The sequence below is a fragment of the Serratia sp. NA_112.1 genome, assembly GCF_052691715.1.
In genome coordinates this window covers 17,403-38,214 of sequence record NZ_JBQZFO010000002.1, presented here as the reverse complement: position 1 = coordinate 38,214, position 20,812 = coordinate 17,403, and the positions used below count along the sequence as shown (strand labels likewise).

At 54.0% G+C, this 20,812-nt stretch carries 21 protein-coding genes; 7 read left to right on the top strand and 14 right to left on the bottom strand.

Translation table 11 applies throughout. From position 1 onward, the window contains the following. Positions 1 to 28 precede the first annotated feature (28 nt). From ACUTQ5_RS04570 to lrhA, 3 genes are all read right to left on the bottom strand, one after another. On the bottom strand, positions 29 to 703 hold the full coding sequence (locus ACUTQ5_RS04570) for a NuoB/complex I 20 kDa subunit family protein (RefSeq protein WP_012146021.1): 675 nt from the start codon (positions 701 to 703) through the stop codon (positions 29 to 31). Positions 704 to 726: 23 nt separating this feature from the next. After that, entirely contained in the window at positions 727 to 1,167 is a 441-nt protein-coding gene (locus tag ACUTQ5_RS04565) for an NADH-quinone oxidoreductase subunit A (RefSeq protein ID WP_012146022.1), read from the bottom strand. 709 nt (positions 1,168 to 1,876) lie between these two features. Continuing rightward, on the bottom strand, positions 1,877 to 2,818 hold the full coding sequence (lrhA, locus tag ACUTQ5_RS04560) for a transcriptional regulator LrhA (protein WP_445650279.1): 942 nt from the start codon (positions 2,816 to 2,818) through the stop codon (positions 1,877 to 1,879). Between the two features lie 876 nt (positions 2,819 to 3,694). Between lrhA and ACUTQ5_RS04555 the strand changes: the two genes are divergently transcribed. Both ACUTQ5_RS04555 and yfbR read left to right on the top strand, forming a co-directional pair. Continuing rightward, positions 3,695 to 4,909: a pyridoxal phosphate-dependent aminotransferase gene (locus ACUTQ5_RS04555; protein WP_261434192.1), complete on the top strand. Its 1,215-nt coding sequence runs from the start codon at positions 3,695 to 3,697 to the stop codon at positions 4,907 to 4,909. 208 nt (positions 4,910 to 5,117) lie between these two features. After that, positions 5,118 to 5,717: a 5'-deoxynucleotidase gene (yfbR, locus tag ACUTQ5_RS04550; protein WP_445650278.1), complete on the top strand. Its 600-nt coding sequence runs from the start codon at positions 5,118 to 5,120 to the stop codon at positions 5,715 to 5,717. A gap of 30 nt (positions 5,718 to 5,747) precedes the next feature. Here the strand turns inward: yfbR and ACUTQ5_RS04545 are convergent, their stop codons facing one another. The 4 genes from ACUTQ5_RS04545 to yfbV all read right to left on the bottom strand — a co-directional run bounded on the left by ACUTQ5_RS04545 (position 5,748) and on the right by yfbV (position 9,449). Then, positions 5,748 to 7,580 carry an SLC13 family permease gene (locus tag ACUTQ5_RS04545; RefSeq protein ID WP_445650277.1) on the bottom strand — a complete coding sequence of 611 codons (1,833 nt, stop codon included), beginning with the start codon at positions 7,578 to 7,580 and terminating at the stop codon, positions 5,748 to 5,750. A gap of 98 nt (positions 7,581 to 7,678) precedes the next feature. After that, a complete protein-coding gene (locus ACUTQ5_RS04540) occupies positions 7,679 to 8,335 on the bottom strand; it encodes a sugar phosphatase (protein ID WP_445650276.1) in 657 nt (218 codons plus the stop codon). Between the two features lie 16 nt (positions 8,336 to 8,351). Then, positions 8,352 to 8,846, bottom strand: coding sequence for a YfbU family protein (locus tag ACUTQ5_RS04535; RefSeq protein ID WP_153859661.1), 495 nt, complete (start codon positions 8,844 to 8,846; stop codon positions 8,352 to 8,354). A 147-nt stretch (positions 8,847 to 8,993) separates the two neighbouring features. Next, entirely contained in the window at positions 8,994 to 9,449 is a 456-nt protein-coding gene (gene yfbV / locus ACUTQ5_RS04530) for a terminus macrodomain insulation protein YfbV (protein WP_017893496.1), read from the bottom strand. 354 nt (positions 9,450 to 9,803) lie between these two features. Between yfbV and ackA the strand changes: the two genes are divergently transcribed. Together ackA and pta are read left to right on the top strand one after the other, a co-directional pair. After that, positions 9,804 to 11,006 (top strand): acetate kinase, encoded by a 1,203-nt coding sequence (gene ackA, locus ACUTQ5_RS04525; RefSeq protein WP_445650275.1) that lies wholly within the window; start codon positions 9,804 to 9,806, stop codon positions 11,004 to 11,006. A 74-nt stretch (positions 11,007 to 11,080) separates the two neighbouring features. Then, on the top strand, positions 11,081 to 13,243 hold the full coding sequence (pta, locus tag ACUTQ5_RS04520; protein ID WP_445650274.1) for a phosphate acetyltransferase: 2,163 nt from the start codon (positions 11,081 to 11,083) through the stop codon (positions 13,241 to 13,243). Between the two features lie 66 nt (positions 13,244 to 13,309). Here the strand turns inward: pta and yfcD are convergent, their stop codons facing one another. Together yfcD and yfcE are read right to left on the bottom strand one after the other, a co-directional pair. Next, positions 13,310 to 13,867, bottom strand: a complete 558-nt coding sequence (gene yfcD, locus ACUTQ5_RS04515) for an NUDIX hydrolase YfcD (protein WP_445650273.1) — start codon at positions 13,865 to 13,867, stop codon at positions 13,310 to 13,312. Positions 13,868 to 13,954: 87 nt separating this feature from the next. Beyond that, positions 13,955 to 14,506 (bottom strand): phosphodiesterase, encoded by a 552-nt coding sequence (gene yfcE, locus ACUTQ5_RS04510; RefSeq protein WP_445650272.1) that lies wholly within the window; start codon positions 14,504 to 14,506, stop codon positions 13,955 to 13,957. A gap of 246 nt (positions 14,507 to 14,752) precedes the next feature. On the opposite strand from yfcE, the gene yfcG reads away from it, so the two are divergent. From yfcG to ACUTQ5_RS04495, 3 genes are all read left to right on the top strand, one after another. Then, complete coding sequence (yfcG, locus tag ACUTQ5_RS04505; RefSeq protein ID WP_085117806.1) at positions 14,753 to 15,382, top strand: GSH-dependent disulfide bond oxidoreductase; 630 nt, start codon at positions 14,753 to 14,755, stop codon at positions 15,380 to 15,382. A 104-nt stretch (positions 15,383 to 15,486) separates the two neighbouring features. Further along, the gene (gene folX, locus ACUTQ5_RS04500) at positions 15,487 to 15,858 is read left to right on the top strand and encodes a dihydroneopterin triphosphate 2'-epimerase (protein ID WP_012146035.1); all 372 of its coding nucleotides are present in this window, start codon (positions 15,487 to 15,489) and stop codon (positions 15,856 to 15,858) included. A gap of 27 nt (positions 15,859 to 15,885) precedes the next feature. Next, complete coding sequence (locus ACUTQ5_RS04495; protein ID WP_445650271.1) at positions 15,886 to 16,800, top strand: TIGR01777 family oxidoreductase; 915 nt, start codon at positions 15,886 to 15,888, stop codon at positions 16,798 to 16,800. 41 nt (positions 16,801 to 16,841) lie between these two features. Here ACUTQ5_RS04495 and hisP read toward each other — a convergent pair whose 3' ends face one another. From hisP to ACUTQ5_RS04470, 5 genes are all read right to left on the bottom strand, one after another. Beyond that, on the bottom strand, positions 16,842 to 17,615 hold the full coding sequence (gene hisP / locus ACUTQ5_RS04490; RefSeq protein WP_445650270.1) for a histidine ABC transporter ATP-binding protein HisP: 774 nt from the start codon (positions 17,613 to 17,615) through the stop codon (positions 16,842 to 16,844). 18 nt (positions 17,616 to 17,633) lie between these two features. Continuing rightward, positions 17,634 to 18,338, bottom strand: coding sequence for an ABC transporter permease (locus ACUTQ5_RS04485; RefSeq protein WP_445650269.1), 705 nt, complete (start codon positions 18,336 to 18,338; stop codon positions 17,634 to 17,636). Continuing rightward, positions 18,335 to 19,021 carry a histidine ABC transporter permease HisQ gene (hisQ, locus tag ACUTQ5_RS04480; RefSeq protein WP_445650268.1) on the bottom strand — a complete coding sequence of 229 codons (687 nt, stop codon included), beginning with the start codon at positions 19,019 to 19,021 and terminating at the stop codon, positions 18,335 to 18,337. The genes ACUTQ5_RS04485 and hisQ overlap by 4 nt, the downstream gene beginning before the upstream one ends. An 85-nt stretch (positions 19,022 to 19,106) precedes the next feature. Beyond that, positions 19,107 to 19,889 (bottom strand): histidine ABC transporter substrate-binding protein HisJ, encoded by a 783-nt coding sequence (hisJ, locus tag ACUTQ5_RS04475; RefSeq protein WP_445650267.1) that lies wholly within the window; start codon positions 19,887 to 19,889, stop codon positions 19,107 to 19,109. Between the two features lie 301 nt (positions 19,890 to 20,190). Beyond that, positions 20,191 to 20,763: a UbiX family flavin prenyltransferase gene (locus tag ACUTQ5_RS04470; protein WP_445650266.1), complete on the bottom strand. Its 573-nt coding sequence runs from the start codon at positions 20,761 to 20,763 to the stop codon at positions 20,191 to 20,193. Positions 20,764 to 20,812: the final 49 nt, after the last annotated feature.

The following is a 20,812-nucleotide window of genomic DNA, read 5'->3' as shown; positions in this document are numbered from 1 at the left end:
GCACTAAGATGGACGTTAAATGAACGTCTTAAATCTCGTCAGGCGTCCGAAGGTTGGTCACCGCGATACGCTCGCCGTGTTTACGCTCTCTTTCAGACTGCATGTTGGCGCGGTAAACACCCTGATCGCCGACAACCCAGGACAGAGGACGGCGTTCTTTGCCAATAGATTCCTGCAACAGCATCAGTGCCTGCATGTAAGCTTCCGGACGCGGTGGGCAGCCAGGAATGTACACGTCGACCGGCAGGAACTTGTCCACGCCCTGTACCACGGAATAGATATCATACATGCCGCCGGAGTTGGCGCAGGCACCCATGGAGATCACCCATTTTGGCTCCAGCATCTGTTCGTACAGACGTTGAATAACCGGTGCCATTTTGGTGAAGCAGGTACCGGCTACCACCATCAGGTCAGCCTGACGTGGTGATGCACGCAGAACTTCAGCACCAAAGCGGGCCACGTCGTGAACGGCGGTAAACGACGTCACCATCTCCACGTAGCAGCACGAAAGACCGAAGTTATACGGCCAAATAGAGTTTTTACGCCCCCAGTTCACCATGTCATGCAATGCATGTTCGAGTTTACCCATGTAAACCGTGCGGTGAACCTGTTGATCCAGGGGATCGGCGACGACCTCCTGTTTTTGCAGGGGGTAACGGTCGTTCTCACCGTTCGGGTCTATGCGGGTGAGCGTATAGTCCATCTTAATGCCTCGTTTTTAACCGACTACTGCGGGTGACTGTTGGTGGCGTTTTTGATTGTGCCTGGCTTGCTCTGGCGTCTGGAGCGCACCGGAGTCCAATCCAATGCGCCAATACGCACCAGATAAACCAGCCCAGCCAATAACACCAAAATGAAAATGGCGGCTTCGATAAAGCCTACCCAACCGCTCTCACGTATGGAGACCGACCAGGCGTAAAGATACAAGGCTTCAACATCGAAAATAACGAAGAACATGGCGACCAGGTAGAACTTGGCGGACAGACGCATACGCGCCGTACCAACCGAGTCGATACCAGATTCAAACGGGGTATGTTTGGCGCGCGCACGGGCTCTCCCACCCAGGAAGAACGCACCCATCAGCATTAAACAGCAAAGCCCGATTGCCACGACAAAAAATACGGCGAACGCCCAGTGATGAGCGATAACTTCAGTGGTTGTTGACATACTCTATGCTTACTCATCAAAAGTGGCGTCGATCGCTCTGCTCTTGTTTCTGGCAGTTAGTGCACCACATCGATTTAAGGGAAGGATAAATAAACCACACAAACAAACTGCTATTACAGCAAGTTAGCCAGCGTTTTACTGTGGGCTTTTTACTCCTTTCTATAACCTTTTGTCAACTTTGACAAAAGTATCTACACACTAGTTTACATACTCATCATTTAATTAACATTTGATGCGACCGGCTTAGGCTAAATCGTGTCAGTTAATTGATGTGTAGAAACAGATAGATATAAACCAACATGCTCATTTCAGTTTTACTATACCATTGTCTCAGGAATCTCCTGCTCTTCCACTCACTAGCTAGGGGTATTTTTTTGATCCAGGACACGTTTTCAGCATAAACCCTCAAAAAAAGTGTGGCCCTTTAATAATTTTTGTCAATTCCGCCGGTCAAATCGGCTCGCCACAAATTACCAAAATAACCATATTAATTCCAGGCCTTTACCTTCATAATTATTCGTTCAAAAAATAATCGGAAGCCTGTTTTTTCGTCTGATAACCGTTCTCATTAGCCATCTTAGAGTCAAACAAATAGTGACTTCGCTTTTAAAATTAATCGAAGCACCCATAAACTGACTTTTCATCAAATTCAGGGCAAAAAAAACCTCCGCCGAAGCAGAGGTTTTATTACCCGGTTTGCCTTTGGGCGTTATTCCTCATCGTCAACCAGACAGGTATCATCTTCCAGCGAGGTACTCGGCCCACTGAAGCTGAAGCTGTAGTTGTCGTCGCCGTTCTGCATGGTGCTGAAAATCGCTATCGCCAGCTCATTGCCACACTGGGTATCCTGGCACAGGCTATATTGAGTATCTGGCAGTGCCGGTAGCCCTTCTATTGCGCCGAGCACCCGCAGGTCCGGGCTCATCATTTCAATCGGCCGAACGGTGATGCCCAATCCGGCCTTGCAGGCGGCACGGACAGCGGACAACGTCGAAGCCACATAAGCAATCCGCCATGGGATCCCGGCTTCATCCAGATGCTTGATCGCCATCGAGCGGAACGGACTGGGTTCGTCCATCACCACCAACGGGATCGGTTCACCGGCCTGGAAATGGTAATCCGCCGCGCAATACCACAAGGTTGGCGAAGTACGCAGCACAATGTGTGGGCGATCTGCGGTAGCCATAGTGGTAATCGCCAGATCGACTTCACCGTTTTCCAGCATGTCGATCATGAACGAGCTAGGTTTCACCCGGACATCAATCGCCAGCTTTGGATACACCGAAGTGACGCGGTTAAGCAGGAAAGGCAGGATGGTATCGGCGGTATCATCAGAAGCGCCAATAGTCAGAACACCTTTAATATTGTTGTACATCAGTGAAGTACAGGCTTCATCGTTGAAGCGCAGGATTTTCCTGGCGTAACCGAGAAGCTGAATACCGTGTTCGGTCAGTAATTTATTGCGCCCATGACGGGCAAACAACTCTTTGCCAACCAGTTGCTCTAACCGCTGCATTTGTTGACTGACGGCTGATTGAGTGCGACAAACGGCGACAGCCGCCGCCGCAAAAGTATTCAAATCAGCAACAGCCACAAAGGTTCTTAGCAGATCGAGGTCGAGATTGAGTATCGGACGATTTGCAGTTGTCATAGTGTTTTCTTCACTTTTTAAATTCTAATTTACAAACTACCCTGGTGTGTTTCTAAGACATCGTTTAAAAGGGACGATGCCAGACATGACAGTACCCCACTCATTAGTGGAGGGCAAAAAAATTACTTTTATTTCGTTACCTCTATCGCCTTTTAAAATGTGATCTATCGGGAATGCTTATACAACGCCTGACGTTATAAGTGGTGCAAGTGTTGCATTTTTACCGAACGAAATATTTTACTCATTCAGATAGTGGGATTACCACTCCAATTGTGCTGCACAACCTCCGCAGCCAGACTGGCTTGGGGGTATTTCTATACGTGAACGAGTAAGAGTTTCCTGTTGTAACAGTCGGTACATTTTTTAATGATTTTAATAAATTCAATCGGTAACATTTACCCCGTCAATAACTAAGGAATAAAGACTTAAACGCGGCTTAACAAAGAAACTAAAATAGCGCTAATGTGAATTTTATTATGATTCAGTTTGGATCGCCGATGGACAAGCGGCCATCAGATGACTCTGGCATTATCATTTCTTTACATTTTATAACTGTTAAATCCCCTCTATGGCTTAACAGTTATAGTCTAACCGTAAAGCCCCTTTGATCAGCACTGCGTTGATTATCTGCCCCTTTATACTGCTTCACGCCTCACCATGACAGTTAAAATATCTTAAAAAAGCAAAAACAAAAGAATTAAACACCATAAAAATGTTTTAAGCTTGTTTATCCCCCCTGGAATCAACCTCTGCACCCTTCGTTTGCACCAAAGGCGTGCATAACCCTTCAAAAGCGTCAGCGCCAGGAGTACATTGGGCAGGTTGCGGTGTTCCACGGTAGGAACGCCCCCATCCCAGCAAAAGGCTCAACTTTCTATGTCCCCCATTGAGAAATCCAGCAAACTGGACAACGTCTGCTATGACATTCGCGGCCCGGTGCTCAAAGAAGCTAAACGTCTTGAAGAAGAAGGCCATAAAGTCCTCAAACTGAACATCGGTAACCCTGCCCCGTTTGGTTTTGACGCCCCTGACGAAATCCTGGTCGACGTGATCCGCAATCTGCCCACGGCGCAAGGCTATTCCGACTCAAAAGGGCTCTTCTCGGCACGTAAAGCGATCATGCAGCACTACCAGGCGCGCAACATACGTGACGTGACCGTTGAGGATATCTACATCGGCAATGGAGTTTCCGAGCTGATCGTGCAATCCATGCAGGCGCTGCTCAACAGTGGCGACGAAATGCTGGTGCCGGCGCCGGATTACCCGCTGTGGACCGCAGCGGTTTCACTGTCCGGCGGCAAAGCCGTGCACTACCTGTGTGATGAAGAGGCCGGCTGGTTCCCGGACCTGGATGATATCATCAGCAAGATCACCCCACGCACCCGTGGCATTGTGATCATCAACCCGAATAACCCGACCGGCGCGGTCTATAGCAAAGAGCTGCTGGAGCAGATTGTTGAGATCGCCCGTCAGCACAACCTGATCATCTTCTCCGATGAGATCTATGACAAGATCCTGTATGATGAAGCCGAACACCATTCGATCGCTGCGCTGGCGCCGGACCTGCTGACCGTCACCTTCAACGGGCTGTCCAAAACTTACCGCGTGGCCGGTTTCCGCCAGGGGTGGATGGTACTGAACGGGCCGAAGAAGCACGCCAAGGGCTACATCGAAGGGCTGGAAATGCTGGCGTCGATGCGCCTGTGCGCCAACGTGCCGATGCAGCACGCGATCCAAACGGCGTTGGGCGGTTACCAGAGTATCAACGAATTTATTCAACCTGGCGGCCGTCTGTATGAACAGCGCAACCGCACCTGGGAGTTGTTGAATCAGATCCCGGGCGTTTCCTGCGTGAAGCCTCAGGGCGCGCTGTATATGTTCCCGCGCATCGATGCCAAACGCTTTAATATTCACGATGACCAGAAATTGGTGCTGGATCTGCTGCTGCAAGAAAAAGTGCTGCTGGTGCAGGGCAGCGCTTTCAACTGGCCGTACCCGGACCACGTGCGCATCGTGACGCTGCCGCGGGTGGATGAACTGGAAATGGCTGTAGGCAAGCTGGGCCGTTTCCTGGAAGGTTACCGCCAGTAAAAATTAACGACACTCTCGTAATAGCCGAAATGCTTCGCGTTGCATCAAGGCGGCAACTGAGCACATCTCCGGGAGCATAGATAGCTATGTGACCGGAGTGGGCGAAGGCAGCCAACAAAGAGGCAGCGTGAAGCATGAAGGATATTTGCATAACCCTCCGTCACTGCTCACAATGGAGTCCTCACTTGCCGTTGTAAAAGAGAGCACCATGAGCCAGAGCCACTTTTTTGCCCATCTGTCACGCTTGAAACTGATTAACCGCTGGCCGCTGATGCGCAATGTCCGCACCGAGAACGTTTCCGAGCACAGCCTGCAGGTGGCATTTGTTGCCCATGCGCTGGCGGTGATCAAAAACCGCAAGTTCAATGGCAACCTGAGCGCCGATCGCGTCGCCCTGCTGGCGATGTACCATGATGCCAGCGAAGTGATTACCGGCGACATGCCGACGCCCATCAAATACTACAATCCGCAGATCGCCCACGAGTACAAAAAGATCGAAAAGATCGCCCAGCAGAAGCTGCTGGATATGATCCCGCAAGAATTGCGCAACGATTTCCGTTCGATCCTCGATGAGCACTATTATACCGAAGACGAAAAATTGGTGGTGAAACAGGCCGATGCGCTGTGCGCCTACCTGAAATGTCTGGAGGAGCTGTCCGCCGGCAATAACGAATTCAAGCTGGCGAAAGCGCGGCTGGAAAAGACCCTGCAGCAGCGCAGCAGCCCTGAGATGGATTATTTCATGAAGGTGTTTATTCCTAGTTTCAGCCTGTCGCTGGATGAAATCAGCCTGGACTCTTCCCTATAATTTTCATGGCGCAGCACGCTGCGCCTTCAATCAAAACGCATATAGCCAGGGCACAATAATCACGCTGACCAACATCACCAACAGCGTGAACGGCACGCCGATACGCACGAAATCCCCGAACTTATAATTCCCCGGCCCCAAGACCAGCGTGTTCACAGGCGAAGAAACTGGCGTCATAAACGCCGCCGAAGCGGCGATGGCAATAATCATAGTGAAGGGATACGGTGAAACGCCCATTTCACGCGCAGCGGCAATGGCGATTGGTGCCATCAGTACGGCAGTGGCGGTATTGGAGATAAACAGGCCGATAGTGGCGCACAGCGCAAACAGGCACACCAGCATCACCCGCGGTCCGGCATCACCAGCGACGTCCATTAACCCACGCACGATCAAATCTACCCCACCGGTTTTTTGCAACGCCTGGGCAAACGGCATCATGCCGACAATCAAAATAATGCTCGGCCAGTGAATCGATTTGTAGGCGCTTTCCATGTCAATGCAGCGGAACTTGCCCATCAGCAGACAGGCAATCAGCGCAGCGATCGGGTTGGGGATTTCATCGGTCAGCATCATCGCCACCATCAGCGCCAGGCAGAACAAGGCGTGTGGCGCCTGGGTGATGGCCGGTGCCACTTCGTCAACTTCGGCCGGCAAATTGAGTACGATAAAATCATGGGTTTTGGCCTGCAACTGGCGGATCGCCTTCCAGTCACCGATCACCAACAGAATATCGCCCAACGCCAGGGGCTCATCCACCAACTTGCCTGCCAGGGTTTCGCCATTGCGGCGAATACCGACCACGTTCAAATCATAACGGCTACGGAAAGTGGAACCGCGCAGGCTTTTGCCCAACAACGTTGAATCGGGGATCAGCGAGACTTCCGCCATGCCGACGTTGCGCGACTGCTCAGAGAAATAATCGCCCCGCAGAACCATCGGCTCCAACTGCTGCTCGCTGCAGAACTCGCGCAAATCGACCTGGCTATCCGACATATCGAGCAGCAGCACATCCCCTTCTCGCAGTTCGGTGCTGCCGGACGCGCTGACCATCACCCGCCGGAAGCGCTTCCAGCGTTCAATCCCCACCACGTTGGCACCGTAACGGGCACGCAGATGCAACTCATCCAGCGAATGCCCTATCAGCGGCGAGCCGCTGCGCAGTGCCAGTCTACGGGCACGGCCGGTCAGCTTATAGTCGCGGATCAGATCGCGGAAGGTACGGCGCTGCCAGGTTTCACGCGTTTTATCACCGTCGTCATTGCCCAGCCAGCGCCGGGCCACCAGCATATAACCCACGCCCAGCACCAGCACCGCCAGGCCAACCGGCGTCACGGCAAAGAAGCCAAAGCCGCCAATACCCTCGCGCACCAGTTCACTGTTCACCACCATGTTCGGCGGCGTCGCCACCAGCGTCATCATGCCGCTAATTAAACCGGCAAAACTCAACGGCATCATCAACCTGCCGGGGGGGATTTTCATCCGCGCCGCCACGCTGATCACCACCGGAATAAAGATCGCCACCACGCCGGTCGAGCTCATAAAAGCCCCCAGGCCGGCCACGGTGACCATCAGCAACATCAGCATTCTGGTTTCGCTGCTGCCGGCCACCTTCACCAACCAGTCGCCCACCTGGTAAGCCACGCCGGTACGCACCAGCCCTTCACCAATCACGAACAGCGCGGCGATCAGGATCACGTTGGGATCGCTGAAGCCCACCGTGGCCTCCGACAGGGTCAGCGTGCCGCTCAGCACAAAGGCAATGATCACCAGCAGCGCCACTACGTCCATACGCAGTTTGTTGGTGGTGAACAACACGATGGCAATCAACAGTAAACTCAGCACCCACAGTAATTCGCTGTTCAAAACGGTCTCATCCGACAGAAATATCCAAGGGCTTAAAAATTAGCATAAAAAAACCCCGCCGATGCGGGGTCTAATCAATTAGGGTGAAGATAGGGCCGTTATGCCACCAGGCTAATCGTCGCACCCTGCTCGGTTTTACTTACCGCAATCTGTTCAAGCGACGACAGTAACAGATCGACTTGATCCAGCTTGGGGGCATCGGCCGGTGCGTTGACCGCAATCACCTGACAGCCCGCAGCCAGGCCGGAAAGAATACCTGCGGCGGCGTCCTCCACCACCACACAATCATGTGGTGCCAACCCCAGGCGCTCGGCACCCAGCAAATAGGCATCCGGCTGTGGTTTGCCACGCTTCACCTGCTCGGCGGTAATGAACACCTCCGGCTGCGGCAAACCACCGGCGTTACGGCGGGCGCTGGCAACCGGGATCGACCCTGAGGTAACGATCGCCCATGGGATATCGAGGCGATTGAGGCAATCGAGCAAGGCAGCAGCCCCCGGTAATGCCGTGACGCCGTCGGTGTCCTGCGCTTCCACCTGCTCCAGCAGCAGAAATTCCTGCTGAATGGCCGCCTCACTTTCATCCGGCATAAAATGACGCAACGAGGTAATGGCCTGTTTACCGTGAATAAAATCCAGTACGTCCTGCGGATTAATGCCGCGGCGTTTGGCCCAGTTAATCCAGGCGCGCTCTACCGCCGGCAGCGAATCAACCAACGTCCCATCAAGATCGAACAGAAAACCCTTACACTCCACAGGAAACCTCTTTTAATCAGGCATTGATAATTTGCGCTATCTCTACGGCGCTCAGATGATACTGGCGTGGGCATGACAGCCAGATAGCCAGCATCCGCTGGTACTTTTCCCACATTTTTGTTTGGGCATTAAAGCCGTGGCTGCCGGAATCGAAATGAGTATAGCGTCCTTCCGTGGTCACCAGGAAACGCACATAGCTCAGATGACGCGCTTCAGTCGCGGCATCAAAACCGAGAAACGCCAGGCGGCGTGCCTCAATGCCCTGTTTTTCTTTCAGGTTATCCCAGGAAACTTGCAACGCATGGTGCATTTCCATCACGTTGATAATGGTGCGGCACACGTCTTCGCTCATTTCGCCAAAGTCGCGATCCAGCTCGCGCATTTGCAGACCAAAACCACGTTCGATAATAGTTTGCAGACGGCGATAACGCTCGGCGTTGTCCGGATCTAGCAGGGTCATCATCTTGTATTGGTTCGACAGGATCAGCCGTTGGGCATGGGTCATTTCCATCATAATTTCCTCGATAAATTGCTTATGGCGGAAGCATCGCACAGCGCAATATCGCAGGAAATCACAACTCGCCGGTTCTTTGATTTAGACCGGGGTTATTGGCCGGAACAGGTAACAAGGCCGCAATCAATGCGGCCATTTTTGAGGTTACAGGTCATCCAGGAAGGTTTTATCCAACTGCTTGAAGGCACGTTTCAGCAGATCCGCCAACGCCTGATAGGTCGGCGTGCCTTCTACCGGCGCGACCGCCTGCCCGGCTTCCGTCAGCTTGTTACGTACTTCGTGGAACCATTGCAGCAGCGTTGGCGGCAACGGGGTGACCGAGCGGCGGCCCAACCACCACAACCCCTGCATCGGCATGCTGCAGGCGAACAGTGCGGTGGCGATCGCCGGGCCTAACTGGCCGCCCATGGCTATCTGCCAGGTCAGGGTAAACACCGCCAACGGCGGCATAAAGCGGACGGCAAAACGGGTGGCACTCGCAACGCGATTCTCCGGAAAGACCGGAGCCAGACGTTTGTCTGACGGCCAGGTTTTCATATAATGCTGCCCACGCTGGAAGACCTGAAACCAGCTTACGGAACCGGACGGTTTGCTCGTCATCGCGTACCTCAACGTCACAAAGAAAATAAGGACACAGCCAACACAATACTAAAAAAGTTGAAGCTTTAAATTTATTTTGTGTTTGCCTCAGGCTATCGGTATCCTAAGCCGGCCTTTTGGCCGGTAGAAGATGACAAGAATTCTGTCAACTTTTAGCCCTATAAAAATCAAGATTATTTAAACCGCAGAGAAATCATCGGTTTTTTCATTGTCATGTGCTTTGTTCAATTCACATGATGTTAATCATAAATGTCAACAGCATTATGCGCTACGCTTGTTGTCTGATTGACGATTAATTCACCACGTGTTTTGGTCTTTCCTTTAACAACACGAACTATTTAAGTAGGTACTTCCATGTCGAGTAAGCTAGTACTGGTCCTGAACTGCGGCAGTTCTTCCCTGAAGTTCGCTATCATCGATGCTGTCAACGGTGAAGAACACCTCTCCGGCCTGGCCGAATGTTTCCACCTGCCTGAGGCTCGCCTCAAATGGAAGATGGACGGCGCCAAACACGAAGCGGCTCTGGGTGCCGGCGCTGCGCACAGCGAAGCACTGAACTACATTGTTAATACTATTCTGGCACAAAAGCCTGAGCTTTCTGCCCAGTTGACCGCTATCGGTCACCGCATTGTGCACGGCGGCGAGAAGTTTACCGCTTCTGCCGTGATCAACGACGAAGTTCTACAGGGTATCAAAGATTCGGTGCCATTTGCACCACTGCATAACCCGGCACACCTGATCGGTATCGCTGAGGCATTGAAATCCTTCCCTAAACTGGCGGATAAAAACGTTGCCGTGTTCGACACCGCATTCCACCAGACCATGCCGGAAGAATCCTACCTGTACGCCCTGCCGTACAGCCTGTACCGCGACCACAGCGTTCGTCGCTATGGCGCACACGGCACCAGCCACTTCTACGTAACTCAGGAAGCAGCCAAGGCCCTGAACAAGCCGGTTGAAGAAGTCAACCTGATCACCTGCCATCTGGGCAACGGCGGTTCCGTTACCGCAGTGCGCAACGGCAAATGCGTTGACACCTCCATGGGTCTGACCCCACTGGAAGGCCTGGTCATGGGCACCCGCAGCGGTGACATCGATCCGGCCATCATCTTCCACCTGCACGACTCCCTGGGCATGAGCGTTGATCAAATCAACAAAATGCTGACCAAAGAGTCTGGCCTGCTGGGCCTGACCGAAGTCACCAGCGACTGCCGTTATGTTGAAGACAACTACGAAAGCAAAGCCGACGCCAAGCGTGCGATGGATGTCTTCTGCCACCGCCTGGCCAAATACATCGGTGCCTACAGCGCACTGATGGACGGCCGTCTGGATGCGGTTGTCTTCACCGGCGGCATCGGTGAAAACGCCGGTATGGTGCGTGAGCTGACCCTGAAAAAGCTGGGCCTGCTGGGCTTCGAGATTGACCACGACCGCAACATGGCCGCTCGCTTCGGTAAATCCGGTGCCATCACCAAAGACGGTAGCCGTCTGGCGCTGGTTATCCCGACCAACGAAGAGTTGGTCATCGCGCAAGACGCATCCCGTCTGACCGCGTAACGCTCTCCGACACCGTCAGCCCAGGCTGACGGTGCTGTTTTAGCCTCATGTTAAATCGTGAAGAGGACTATTCTGTGTCACGTACAATTATGTTGATCCCCACTGGCACCAGCGTCGGTCTGACCAGCGTCAGCCTGGGTGTCATTCGCTCCATGGAGCAAAAAGGCGTTAGCCTGAGCGTATTCAAACCTATCGCACAGCCACGTACTGGCGGCGATTCGCTCGATCAGACCACCACCATCATCCGCAGCAGCAATTCCACCATCACGGCGGCCGAACCGCTGCGCATGAGCTACGTTGAGAGCCTGTTAAGCTCCAACCAGCAAGACGTGCTGATGGAAGAGATCGTGGCTCGCTACCACGAGAACACCAAAGACGCAGAAGTGGTGCTGATCGAAGGCCTGGTGCCGACCCGCAAGCATCAGTTCGCCAACGCGCTGAACTATGAAATCGCCAAAACGCTGAATGCAGAAATCGTCTTCGTGCTGGCGCTGGGCAACGATTCCCCAGCACAGTTGAAAGAGCGTATCGAGCTGGCGCGCAGCAGCTTCGGCGGCAGCAAAAACAAAAACATCACCGGCGTGATCATCAACAAACTGAACGCTCCGGTTGATGAGCAGGGCCGCACCCGTCCTGACCTGTCCGAAATCTTTGATGATTCCACCAAGGCCAGCGTGACCAACATTGACCCGGCGCAACTGTTTGCCAACAGCCCGTTGCCAGTACTGGGCTGCGTGCCGTGGAGCTTCGAGCTGATCGCCACCCGCGCTATCGACATGGCCCGTCACCTGAAGGCCTCTGTGGTCAATGAAGGCGACATCATGACCCGCCGCGTGAAGTCCGTGACCTTCTGTGCGCGCAGCATCCCGCACATGCTGGAACACTTCCGTCCAGGCTCACTGCTGGTAACTTCGGCAGACCGTCCTGACGTGCTGGTTTCTGCCTGTCTGGCAGCGATGAATGGCGTAGAGATCGGTGCCATCCTGCTGACCGGTGGCTACGCCATCGACGAACCTATCAGAAAGCTGTGTGAACGTGCCTTCCAGACCGGCCTGCCGGTATTTATGGTCGACACCAACACCTGGCAGACCTCGCTCAGCCTGCAAAGCTTCAACCTCGAAGTGCCGGCGGATGACCACCAGCGCATCGAAAAAGTGCAGAACTACGTGGCCAGCCACATCAACGCCGAGTGGATCGAGTCTCTGACCGCCACCTCCGAGCGTTCACGCCGTCTGTCTCCTCCAGCGTTCCGCTACGAGCTGACCGAACTGGCACGTAAAGCCGGCAAACGCATCGTGCTACCTGAAGGCGACGAACCACGTACCGTGAAAGCGGCGGCTATCTGTGCCGAACGTGGTATCGCAGAATGCGTGCTGCTGGGTAATCCGGAAGAGATCCAGCGCGTTGCTGCCGCTCAGGGCGTTGAACTGGGCAAAGGCATCGAGATTGTTGATCCGGTCGCCGTCCGCGAACAGTATGTGCCGCGTCTGGTTGAGCTGCGCAAGAGCAAAGGCATGACCGAAGTGGTTGCGCGCGAGCAACTGGAAGACAACGTAGTTCTCGGCACCCTGATGCTGGAGAAAGGCGAAGTTGACGGACTGGTTTCTGGCGCGGTTCACACCACCGCCAACACCATTCGTCCACCGCTGCAGCTGATCAAAACCGCACCGGGCAGCTCGCTGGTCTCCTCCGTGTTCTTCATGCTGCTGCCTGACCAGGTTCTGGTGTACGGCGACTGTGCAATCAACCCTGATCCAACCGCCGAGCAGTTGTCCGAGATCGCCATTCAGTCAGCCGACTCTGCCGCCGCCTTCGGTATCGAACCACGCGTAGCGATGATCTCCTACTCCACTGGTAACTCAGGTGCGGGCAGCGACGTTGAGAAAGTGCGTGAAGCAACCCGTCTGGCGCAGGAAAAACGTCCTGACCTGATCATCGACGGTCCGTTGCAGTATGACGCAGCGATCATGGCTGACGTAGCCAAATCCAAGGCACCTAACTCGCCGGTTGCTGGTCAGGCTACCGTGTTCATCTTCCCGGATCTGAACACCGGTAACACCACCTACAAAGCGGTACAGCGTTCTGCTGACCTGGTGTCCATCGGGCCAATGCTGCAAGGCATGCGCAAGCCGGTGAACGACCTGTCGCGTGGCGCACTGGTAGACGATATCGTTTACACCGTGGCGCTGACCGCCATTCAGTCTTCCCAGGCTGATGCAGCAGCAGCGAAAGCCTGATAACCTACGGGTCAATCAGATAAAAAAAGCCGGTCATTTGACCGGCTTTTTATTTTTGAAAACACATCAGGCATTTTCATCGCTATCGCGTAGCGGTTTGCCATAAGCCTGCTCGTTGTTGCGCGTCAGCCACAGCGACAGCGCTTTTAGCGAATCCGGCGTGAATTCGTCGCAGCGTGCGGTGATCTCTTCCGGCGTCAGCCAGCTCACCTCAACCACTTCTTCTTCCTGCAACGCAAACGGGCCGTGTGATACGCAGCTGAACAATGCACCCCACACCCGGCATTGATCTTCTTCGAAGTAGAACAGGCCATGTTCGGCGAAAGGCACGCCGGCAATGCCCAGCTCCTCTTCCGCTTCGCGACGGGCGGAATCCAGCACGTTCTCCCCGCTCTGCACCACCCCACCCGCAGTGGCGTCAAGCCAGCCCGGATAAAAGTCTTTAATGTCGGTGCGACGCTGCACCAGAATTTTTCCCATTCCATCATGTACCACAATATAGGTAGCACGATGACGCAGCCGTTGGGCACGCATCTGTTGGCGACTGGATTGAGCAATCACTTCGTTTTGCTCGTTGACGATATCAACCCACTCGGTAACTGCAGCCTGATCCTGTTCCGCCATCCTCAAAACCTTCTATTTTGGCGCGATGCATCCCGCGCACTGGTTAATCAATGAGTGTTTTTCAAAGATTTTTATTGTGTGTATAAATTAGTGCGTTAACGCCACCTCTGCAACAGCCTTGCCGCCGTGCAAAGTGACCACACTTAAAACGTCGTCCTCCAGTATGCCATAGCTGGCAGGAAAGCCCCCTTTCGGAATGCTGACCGAGCCTGGATTAAAGCAGTAAATATCCCCCTGCCGTTCCGCCTGCGGCAAATGGCTGTGTCCATAGACCAGCACATCTCCGGCAGATAACGGCGGCAGTGCCGAGGGATGATAAAGGTGACCGTGGGTTAAAAACAATCGTCTTTTTTGTAATAGCACCTGCTGCCAGGACGCGGTGATAGGAAAGGACAGTAGCATCTGATCGACTTCACTGTCGCAGTTGCCGCGAACGGCGATGATCTTGTCGCTATAGCGATTCAATCGCTCGGCAACCTGCGCCGGCTGATAGCCCACCGGCAGTGTATTGCGCGGCCCGTGATTCAGTAAATCACCCAGCAGAATCAGCCAGTCGGCACCGCTTTGTTCAAAACACGCCAACAGGCTTTCGGTGGCGGGAAGCGAACCATGTATATCCGAGGCAAATATCAGCTTCATAACCTTGTCCTGATAAGCAAACAGGCCCTATTTTAGCGCGCCATCGCTGCGCGACAACCCACAGATGTGCCTGCAGAAAATTGTAATGCATCTTATGGCGATAGCATCGGACGAATCTCACATAGCCTGCTATTCTTAGCTGCTATTGTTGGTACCCTTTAGAAAGATCTCTGATATACCTTTGTGCGCGGCGAAGACCGCAACAACGTGTAATGACTTACAGCTCACCTTACCGCAGGAGGCAACATGATTGACCTGTATTACGCGCCTACTCCCAATGGTCACAAAATTACCTTGTTTCTGGAGGAGGTTGGCTTACCCTACCGTATCCACCGCGTAAATATCAGCGCCGGCGATCAGTTCAAGCCGGATTTTCTGAGCATTTCACCCAACAACAAAATTCCGGCCATCGTCGACCAGCAGCCGGTGGATGGCGGTGCGCCAATCAGCCTGTTCGAGTCCGGCGAAATTCTGCTGTACCTGGCGGAGAAAACCGGCAAGCTGCTGAGCAAAGGGCTACGCGAGCGAGCGACCACGTTACAGTGGCTGTTCTGGCAGGTGGCGGGTTTTGGGCCGATGCTGGGGCAAAACCACCACTTCAACCACTACGCGCCGCAGCCGGTGCCCTACGCCATCGAGCGTTATCACCTGGAAACCAAGCGTTTGTATGCAGTGCTGGAAGCCGAGCTGCAAAAACACCCTTATCTGGGCGGTGACAACTACAGCATTGCCGATATCGCCACTTATCCCTGGGTCGTGTCACACCCGCGTCAACGCATCGATCTGGCGGACTATCCAGCGGTACGCAACTGGTTCGAACGCATCAGCAACCGCCCGGCAACCGAGCGCGCCTACAAGCTGGCTGAGCAGGGTTAATTTTCCGACTCCCCGGCCTCCGGGGAGTTTTCCCCGGCTCGTTATCATTTCCCTACTTTCCGTGTATTCTGAGCACCAATAATCAGACCAGTGGAGATTCTCTGATGTCATTCAGCCAACCCGACGCTATTATTCGTATAAAAAATCTGCGGTTGCGTACATTCATCGGTATCAAGGAAGAAGAAATCAACAACCGTCAGGACATCCTGATTAACGTGGTGATCCACTACCCGGCGGATAAGGCTCGCGACAGTGAAAACATCGACGACGCACTCAACTACCGCACCATCACCAAGGCCATCATTCGTCACGTGGAAGATAACCGCTTCGCCCTGCTGGAAAAATTAACTCAGGATGTGCTCGATATCGTGAAACAACACGCCTGGGTAACCTATGCTGAAGTGGAGATAGATAAACTATTGGCCCTGCGCTACGCCGACTCGGTTTCGATGACCATGAGCTATCGTCGGGCCTGAAAACCACAGTTTCAGGGAGAATCGACCATGCGGATCCTGATCACCGGCGCCACAGGATTGATAGGGAGCAGCCTGACGCAACGGCTGCTGGGCCTTTCTCATCAAATTACGGTGCTGAGCCGCAACGTGCAACGCGCACGTGAGCGCTTTGGCGAGCAGGTCAGCTATTGGTCGACGCTGCAGGACAAGCCCTCGCTGGACGGTTTTGACGCCGTAATCAACCTGGCCGGTGAGCCTATCGCCGACAAGCGCTGGAGCAAAACACAGAAAGAACGCCTGTGCCACAGCCGCTGGGATCTGACCGAACAGCTGGCCAAGCTGATTAACGCCGGCAGCACCCCGCCCGGCGTGCTGATTTCCGGTTCCGCAACCGGCTATTATGGCGATCAGGGCCAAGCGGTAGTCACCGAAGACGAAGTCCCGCATGACGAGTTCACCCATCAGCTATGCCAACGCTGGGAGTCTCTGGCTTTGCAAGCGCAAAGCGAGGCTACCCGCGTCTGTCTGCTTCGTACCGGCGTGGTGCTGGCGGCCAAAGGCGGCGCGTTGACTAAAATGTTACCGCCATTCCGCCTTGGGTTGGGTGGGCCGATAGGTGACGGCCGCCAATATCTGCCGTGGATCCACCTGGAAGACATGGTTGATGGCATCGTCTATTTACTGGATCACCAAACCCTGCAGGGGCCATTTAATATGGTAGCCCCCTATCCGGTTCACAACGAACAGTTTGCCGCTCAACTCGCCAACGTGCTCGACCGACCTGCGTTTTTACGCGTGCCGGCCTTTGCCATGCGTTTATTGATGGGGGAAGCGGCGGTATTGGTGCTGAGTGGACAGCGAGCGGTACCGAAAAGGCTGGAAGAAGCCGGTTTTAGCTTCCGCTTTTTGGAGTTGGAGCAGGCATTAGATGATGTGATTAATCAGCGGGGCACACCCCGCTGAAGAGCCTCTTGGGGCCAGAAAGATCTGGCCCCAACGGCCCGTTATTTTAACGAGCCGGAGAGGAACTGCTGCAGGCGAGGACTTTTCGGATTGCCGAACAGCTCAGCCGGTGGCCCCTGCTCTTCGATCAGCCCTTTGTGCAGGAAGATCACGTGGCTGGAAACATGACGTGCAAACTCCATTTCGTGCGTCACCACCACCATGGTTTTACCTTCTTCCGCCAGCTTCTGCATAATGCGCAGCACTTCGCCCACCAGTTCCGGATCCAGTGCCGACGTCGGTTCATCAAACAGTAATACCTCCGGCTCCATCGCCAACGCCCGTGCGATAGACACGCGCTGTTGCTGGCCGCCGGACAGGTGCACCGGGTATTTACCACGGGCACGCTCGTCAATCCCCACCTTGTCCAGGTAACGCACCGCGCGCTCGCGCGCCTCGGTCTTGCTCAGCCCCAATACCTGCACCGGTGCCTCCATCACGTTCTCCAGCACCGTCATGTGGCTCCACAGGTTAAAATGCTGGAACACCATGGTCAGGCGAGTGCGCAGCAACTGCAGTTGTTTCTTATCAAAAACCTTGAGCTGGCCGTCCTTGTCGCGCACCATGCGGATATCTTCATTGTTCAGGCTGATGGCGCCTTCACTTGGTTTCTCCAGGAAGTTAATGCAGCGTAAAAAGGTACTTTTACCGGAGCCGGAGGACCCGATGATGCTAATCACATCCCCTGCGTTGGCCGCCAGCGAGACGCCCTTCAGCACTTCGTGTTCGCCATAGCGTTTATGCAGTTCGGTGACGGCTAATTTATTCTCAGACATAATAGGTTCCCGTCATTATCAGTGATTAACGTGTGCCATCCAGCGCTTTTCCGCCTTGCGGAACAGGCTGATTAATCCGTAAGAAATGATCAGATACAGCACCGCTGCAATGCCAAAGGCATAGAACGGCTGGTAGGTCTCTGCATTGATATCTCGCGCTATCTTCAGCAGGTCCGGCACGGTAGCGGTAAACGCCAGCGCGGTCGAGTGCAGCATCAGGATCACTTCATTGCTGTAGGCCGGCAGCGCGGTGCGCAGTGCTGAAGGTAAAATGATACAGCGGTACATTTTGAAACGTGAAAAACCGTAAGCATTGGCCGCTTCGATTTCACCGTGCGACACCGAGCGTATCGCCCCGGCGAAGATCTCGGTGGTATAGGCACAAGTGTTCAGCGTTAGCGCCAAAATAGTGCAATTGAGCCCGCTGCGGAAGAAGGCGTTGAGGAAGTCCGTCCCACGCACGATTTCCAGGCTGTACATACCGGAGTAAAACACCAGCAACTGCACATAAAGTGGCGTGCCACGGAATATATAGGTGTAGAGCCAAACCGGGAAACGCACCCAGGTGATGGAGGAAACGCGCGCCACCGCCATCGGGATCGCCAGCCCCCCCCCCATCACCACCGAGGAAATCAGCAACCACAGAGTGACGGCGACCCCGGTAAAACGATAGCCGTCGCTCCACAGCAGCGATTGCCAGTACTGTTGTAAAATTTCGATCATAGCTCGGCCCTCCGGACGCCCAGGGAATAACGCCGTTCAAGCCACAGCAGCACACCATTGGAAACGGTAGTAAAAATCAGATAAACCACACCGGCCACGATCGCAAAGAAGAACGGCTGATAGGTGCCCTTACCGGCCAATTGAGTGGCTTTCACCACGTCATTGAGGCCCAGAATAGACACCAGCGCCGTGGCCTTCAGGATCACCTGCCAGTTGTTGCCAATGCCCGGCAGGGCAAAGCGCATCATCGCTGGGAACAAAATGCGGCGGAAAATCTGTGAACCGGTGAAGCCGTAGGCCGTTGCCGCTTCGATCTGCCCTTTCGACACGGCCATATAGGCACCGCGAAAGGTTTCCGTGAAATAGGCACCATAAATAAACCCGAGGGTGATAATCCCCGCGCTGAGCGGATCAATATCGATTTGCGCGAAACCAAGCAGTTCGGTGAGGTTGTTGAGCGCAATTTGCAAGCCGTAGAAAATCAGCAGCATCAGCACCAGATCGGGCACGCCACGGATCAGCGTGGTATAAGCGCCAAACACGGTAGAAAGCAGACGGTTTTGGGAAAGCTTGCCGCCGGCACCGATCAAACCGATGACCAGCGCCAGCAGTACGGAACTGAGGGCAAGCTCCAGCGTCACCAGAGCCCCCTCTAATATCAATTGGGAATAGCCTTGCAGCATTTACTTCACCCTGTCGTCATTGGATCCCGAACCATCGGGGCCGGTGGGCTAGCCCCGTAGTCACAACATGGAACGGTATGCGGTATTAACCGCCGTAGACGTCAAAGTCGAAGTATTTCTTCGCGTACTTGTCGTAAGTGCCGTCTTTGCGCATTTCAGCAAAGGCTTTATCCAGCGCCGCCTTCAGCTCGGTATCGGTTTTGCGCAAGCCCATGCCGGTCCCCACGCCGAAGAATTTGTCATCCTTCACCGATTCACCGGCAAAAGCATAATCCTTGCCTGGAGGCTGTTTCAGGAAGCCATCGCTGCCTGCCACTTCGTCCTGGAAGGCGGCATCGATACGGCCGGATGCCAGATCGGCGTACACCAGATCCTGGTTCTGATAAGGAACCACGGTGATGCCCTTAGGCTGCCACATGGCGTTGGCATAGGCCTCCTGGGTGGTGCCCTGCAGCACGCCGACGCTCTTGCCTTTCAGCGCATCTACGGTAGGTAGCAGCTTGGAACCTTTCGGCGCGATCAGACGGGCGTTGGCAGCATACAGCTTGTCAGTGAAGGCAATTTCCTGCTGGCGTTTTTCGGTGATCGACAAAGAAGAGATGATGGCGTCAATTTTCTTCGCTTTCAGGGACGGGATCAGCGCGTCAAAATCGCTTTCCACAAAGGTACATTTGGTATTTATGCGTTCGCACAGCTCTTTGGCCAGATCGATATCAAAACCGACCAACTCGCCCTTGGCATTTTTGGATTCAAAGGGTGCATAGGTCGGATCGGTGCCGATCTTCAGCGTTGATGGTACTGCGGCAAATGCGCTGCTTGCCGCGCTTAAAGCCAAGACTAAAGGAAGAACCAAAACCTGCTTTTTCATAATTCACCCTCAAATTGATTTTTTGATGCCACTGCGGGCATTACTTTTCCACCAAATCAATTTGCAGTAATCGTGCCACATTTGTTGCTGTAGGCGGAGGGAACGGCTCCGGCCTTCACAAAACTGTTTCCTGGGACGATAACCGCAAAATTAAATCGGCCAGTGTTGGCCGCGCCACGGGCAATGGATAAATACCAGCGCCTTGAAACAGTGAGCGTGATGAAGTGAGATCATTATGGTGCATGCGCCGCCCTAATTCAGTGCGGTGTTGCACAAATGTGCTAAATTGGGGAGAAATTTGTTAATTGGCACCTTGCCAGCGGGTAAATAAATCTTGCGGTAATTCAATGTCAAACTGATCGACCACCCGGTTTACCGTTTGATCGATGATGTCTTCTACGCTGGCAGGACGATGATAAAACGCCGGTACTGGCGGCATAATCACCGCGCCCATTTCCGCCGCCTGAGTCATCAGACGCAAATGGCCAAGATGTAACGGGGTTTCGCGTACGCACAGCACCAGCCGGCGGCGTTCTTTTAACACCACGTCGGCGGCACGCGTCAGCAGACCGTCGCTGTAGCTATTGGCAATGCCAGATAAGGTTTTGATTGAACAAGGCAAAATCACCATGCCGGCCGTTTTGAACGAGCCGGAAGAAATACTGGCGCCAATATCGCGCGAGTCATGCACCACATCAGCCAGCGCCTGCACTTCACGCAGGCTGAGATCGGTTTCCAGCGACAGCGTCTGCCGCGCCGCATTACTCATCACCAAATGGGTTTCCACCTCTGCGACGTCACGCAATACCTGCAACAGGCGCACGCCATAGATTGCGCCACTGGCGCCGGAAATACCGATGATGAGTCGTTTCATAAACTGGCCCCTGCCGAGGAAAAAATAGGATCAGGCAGACTTTGCCGCA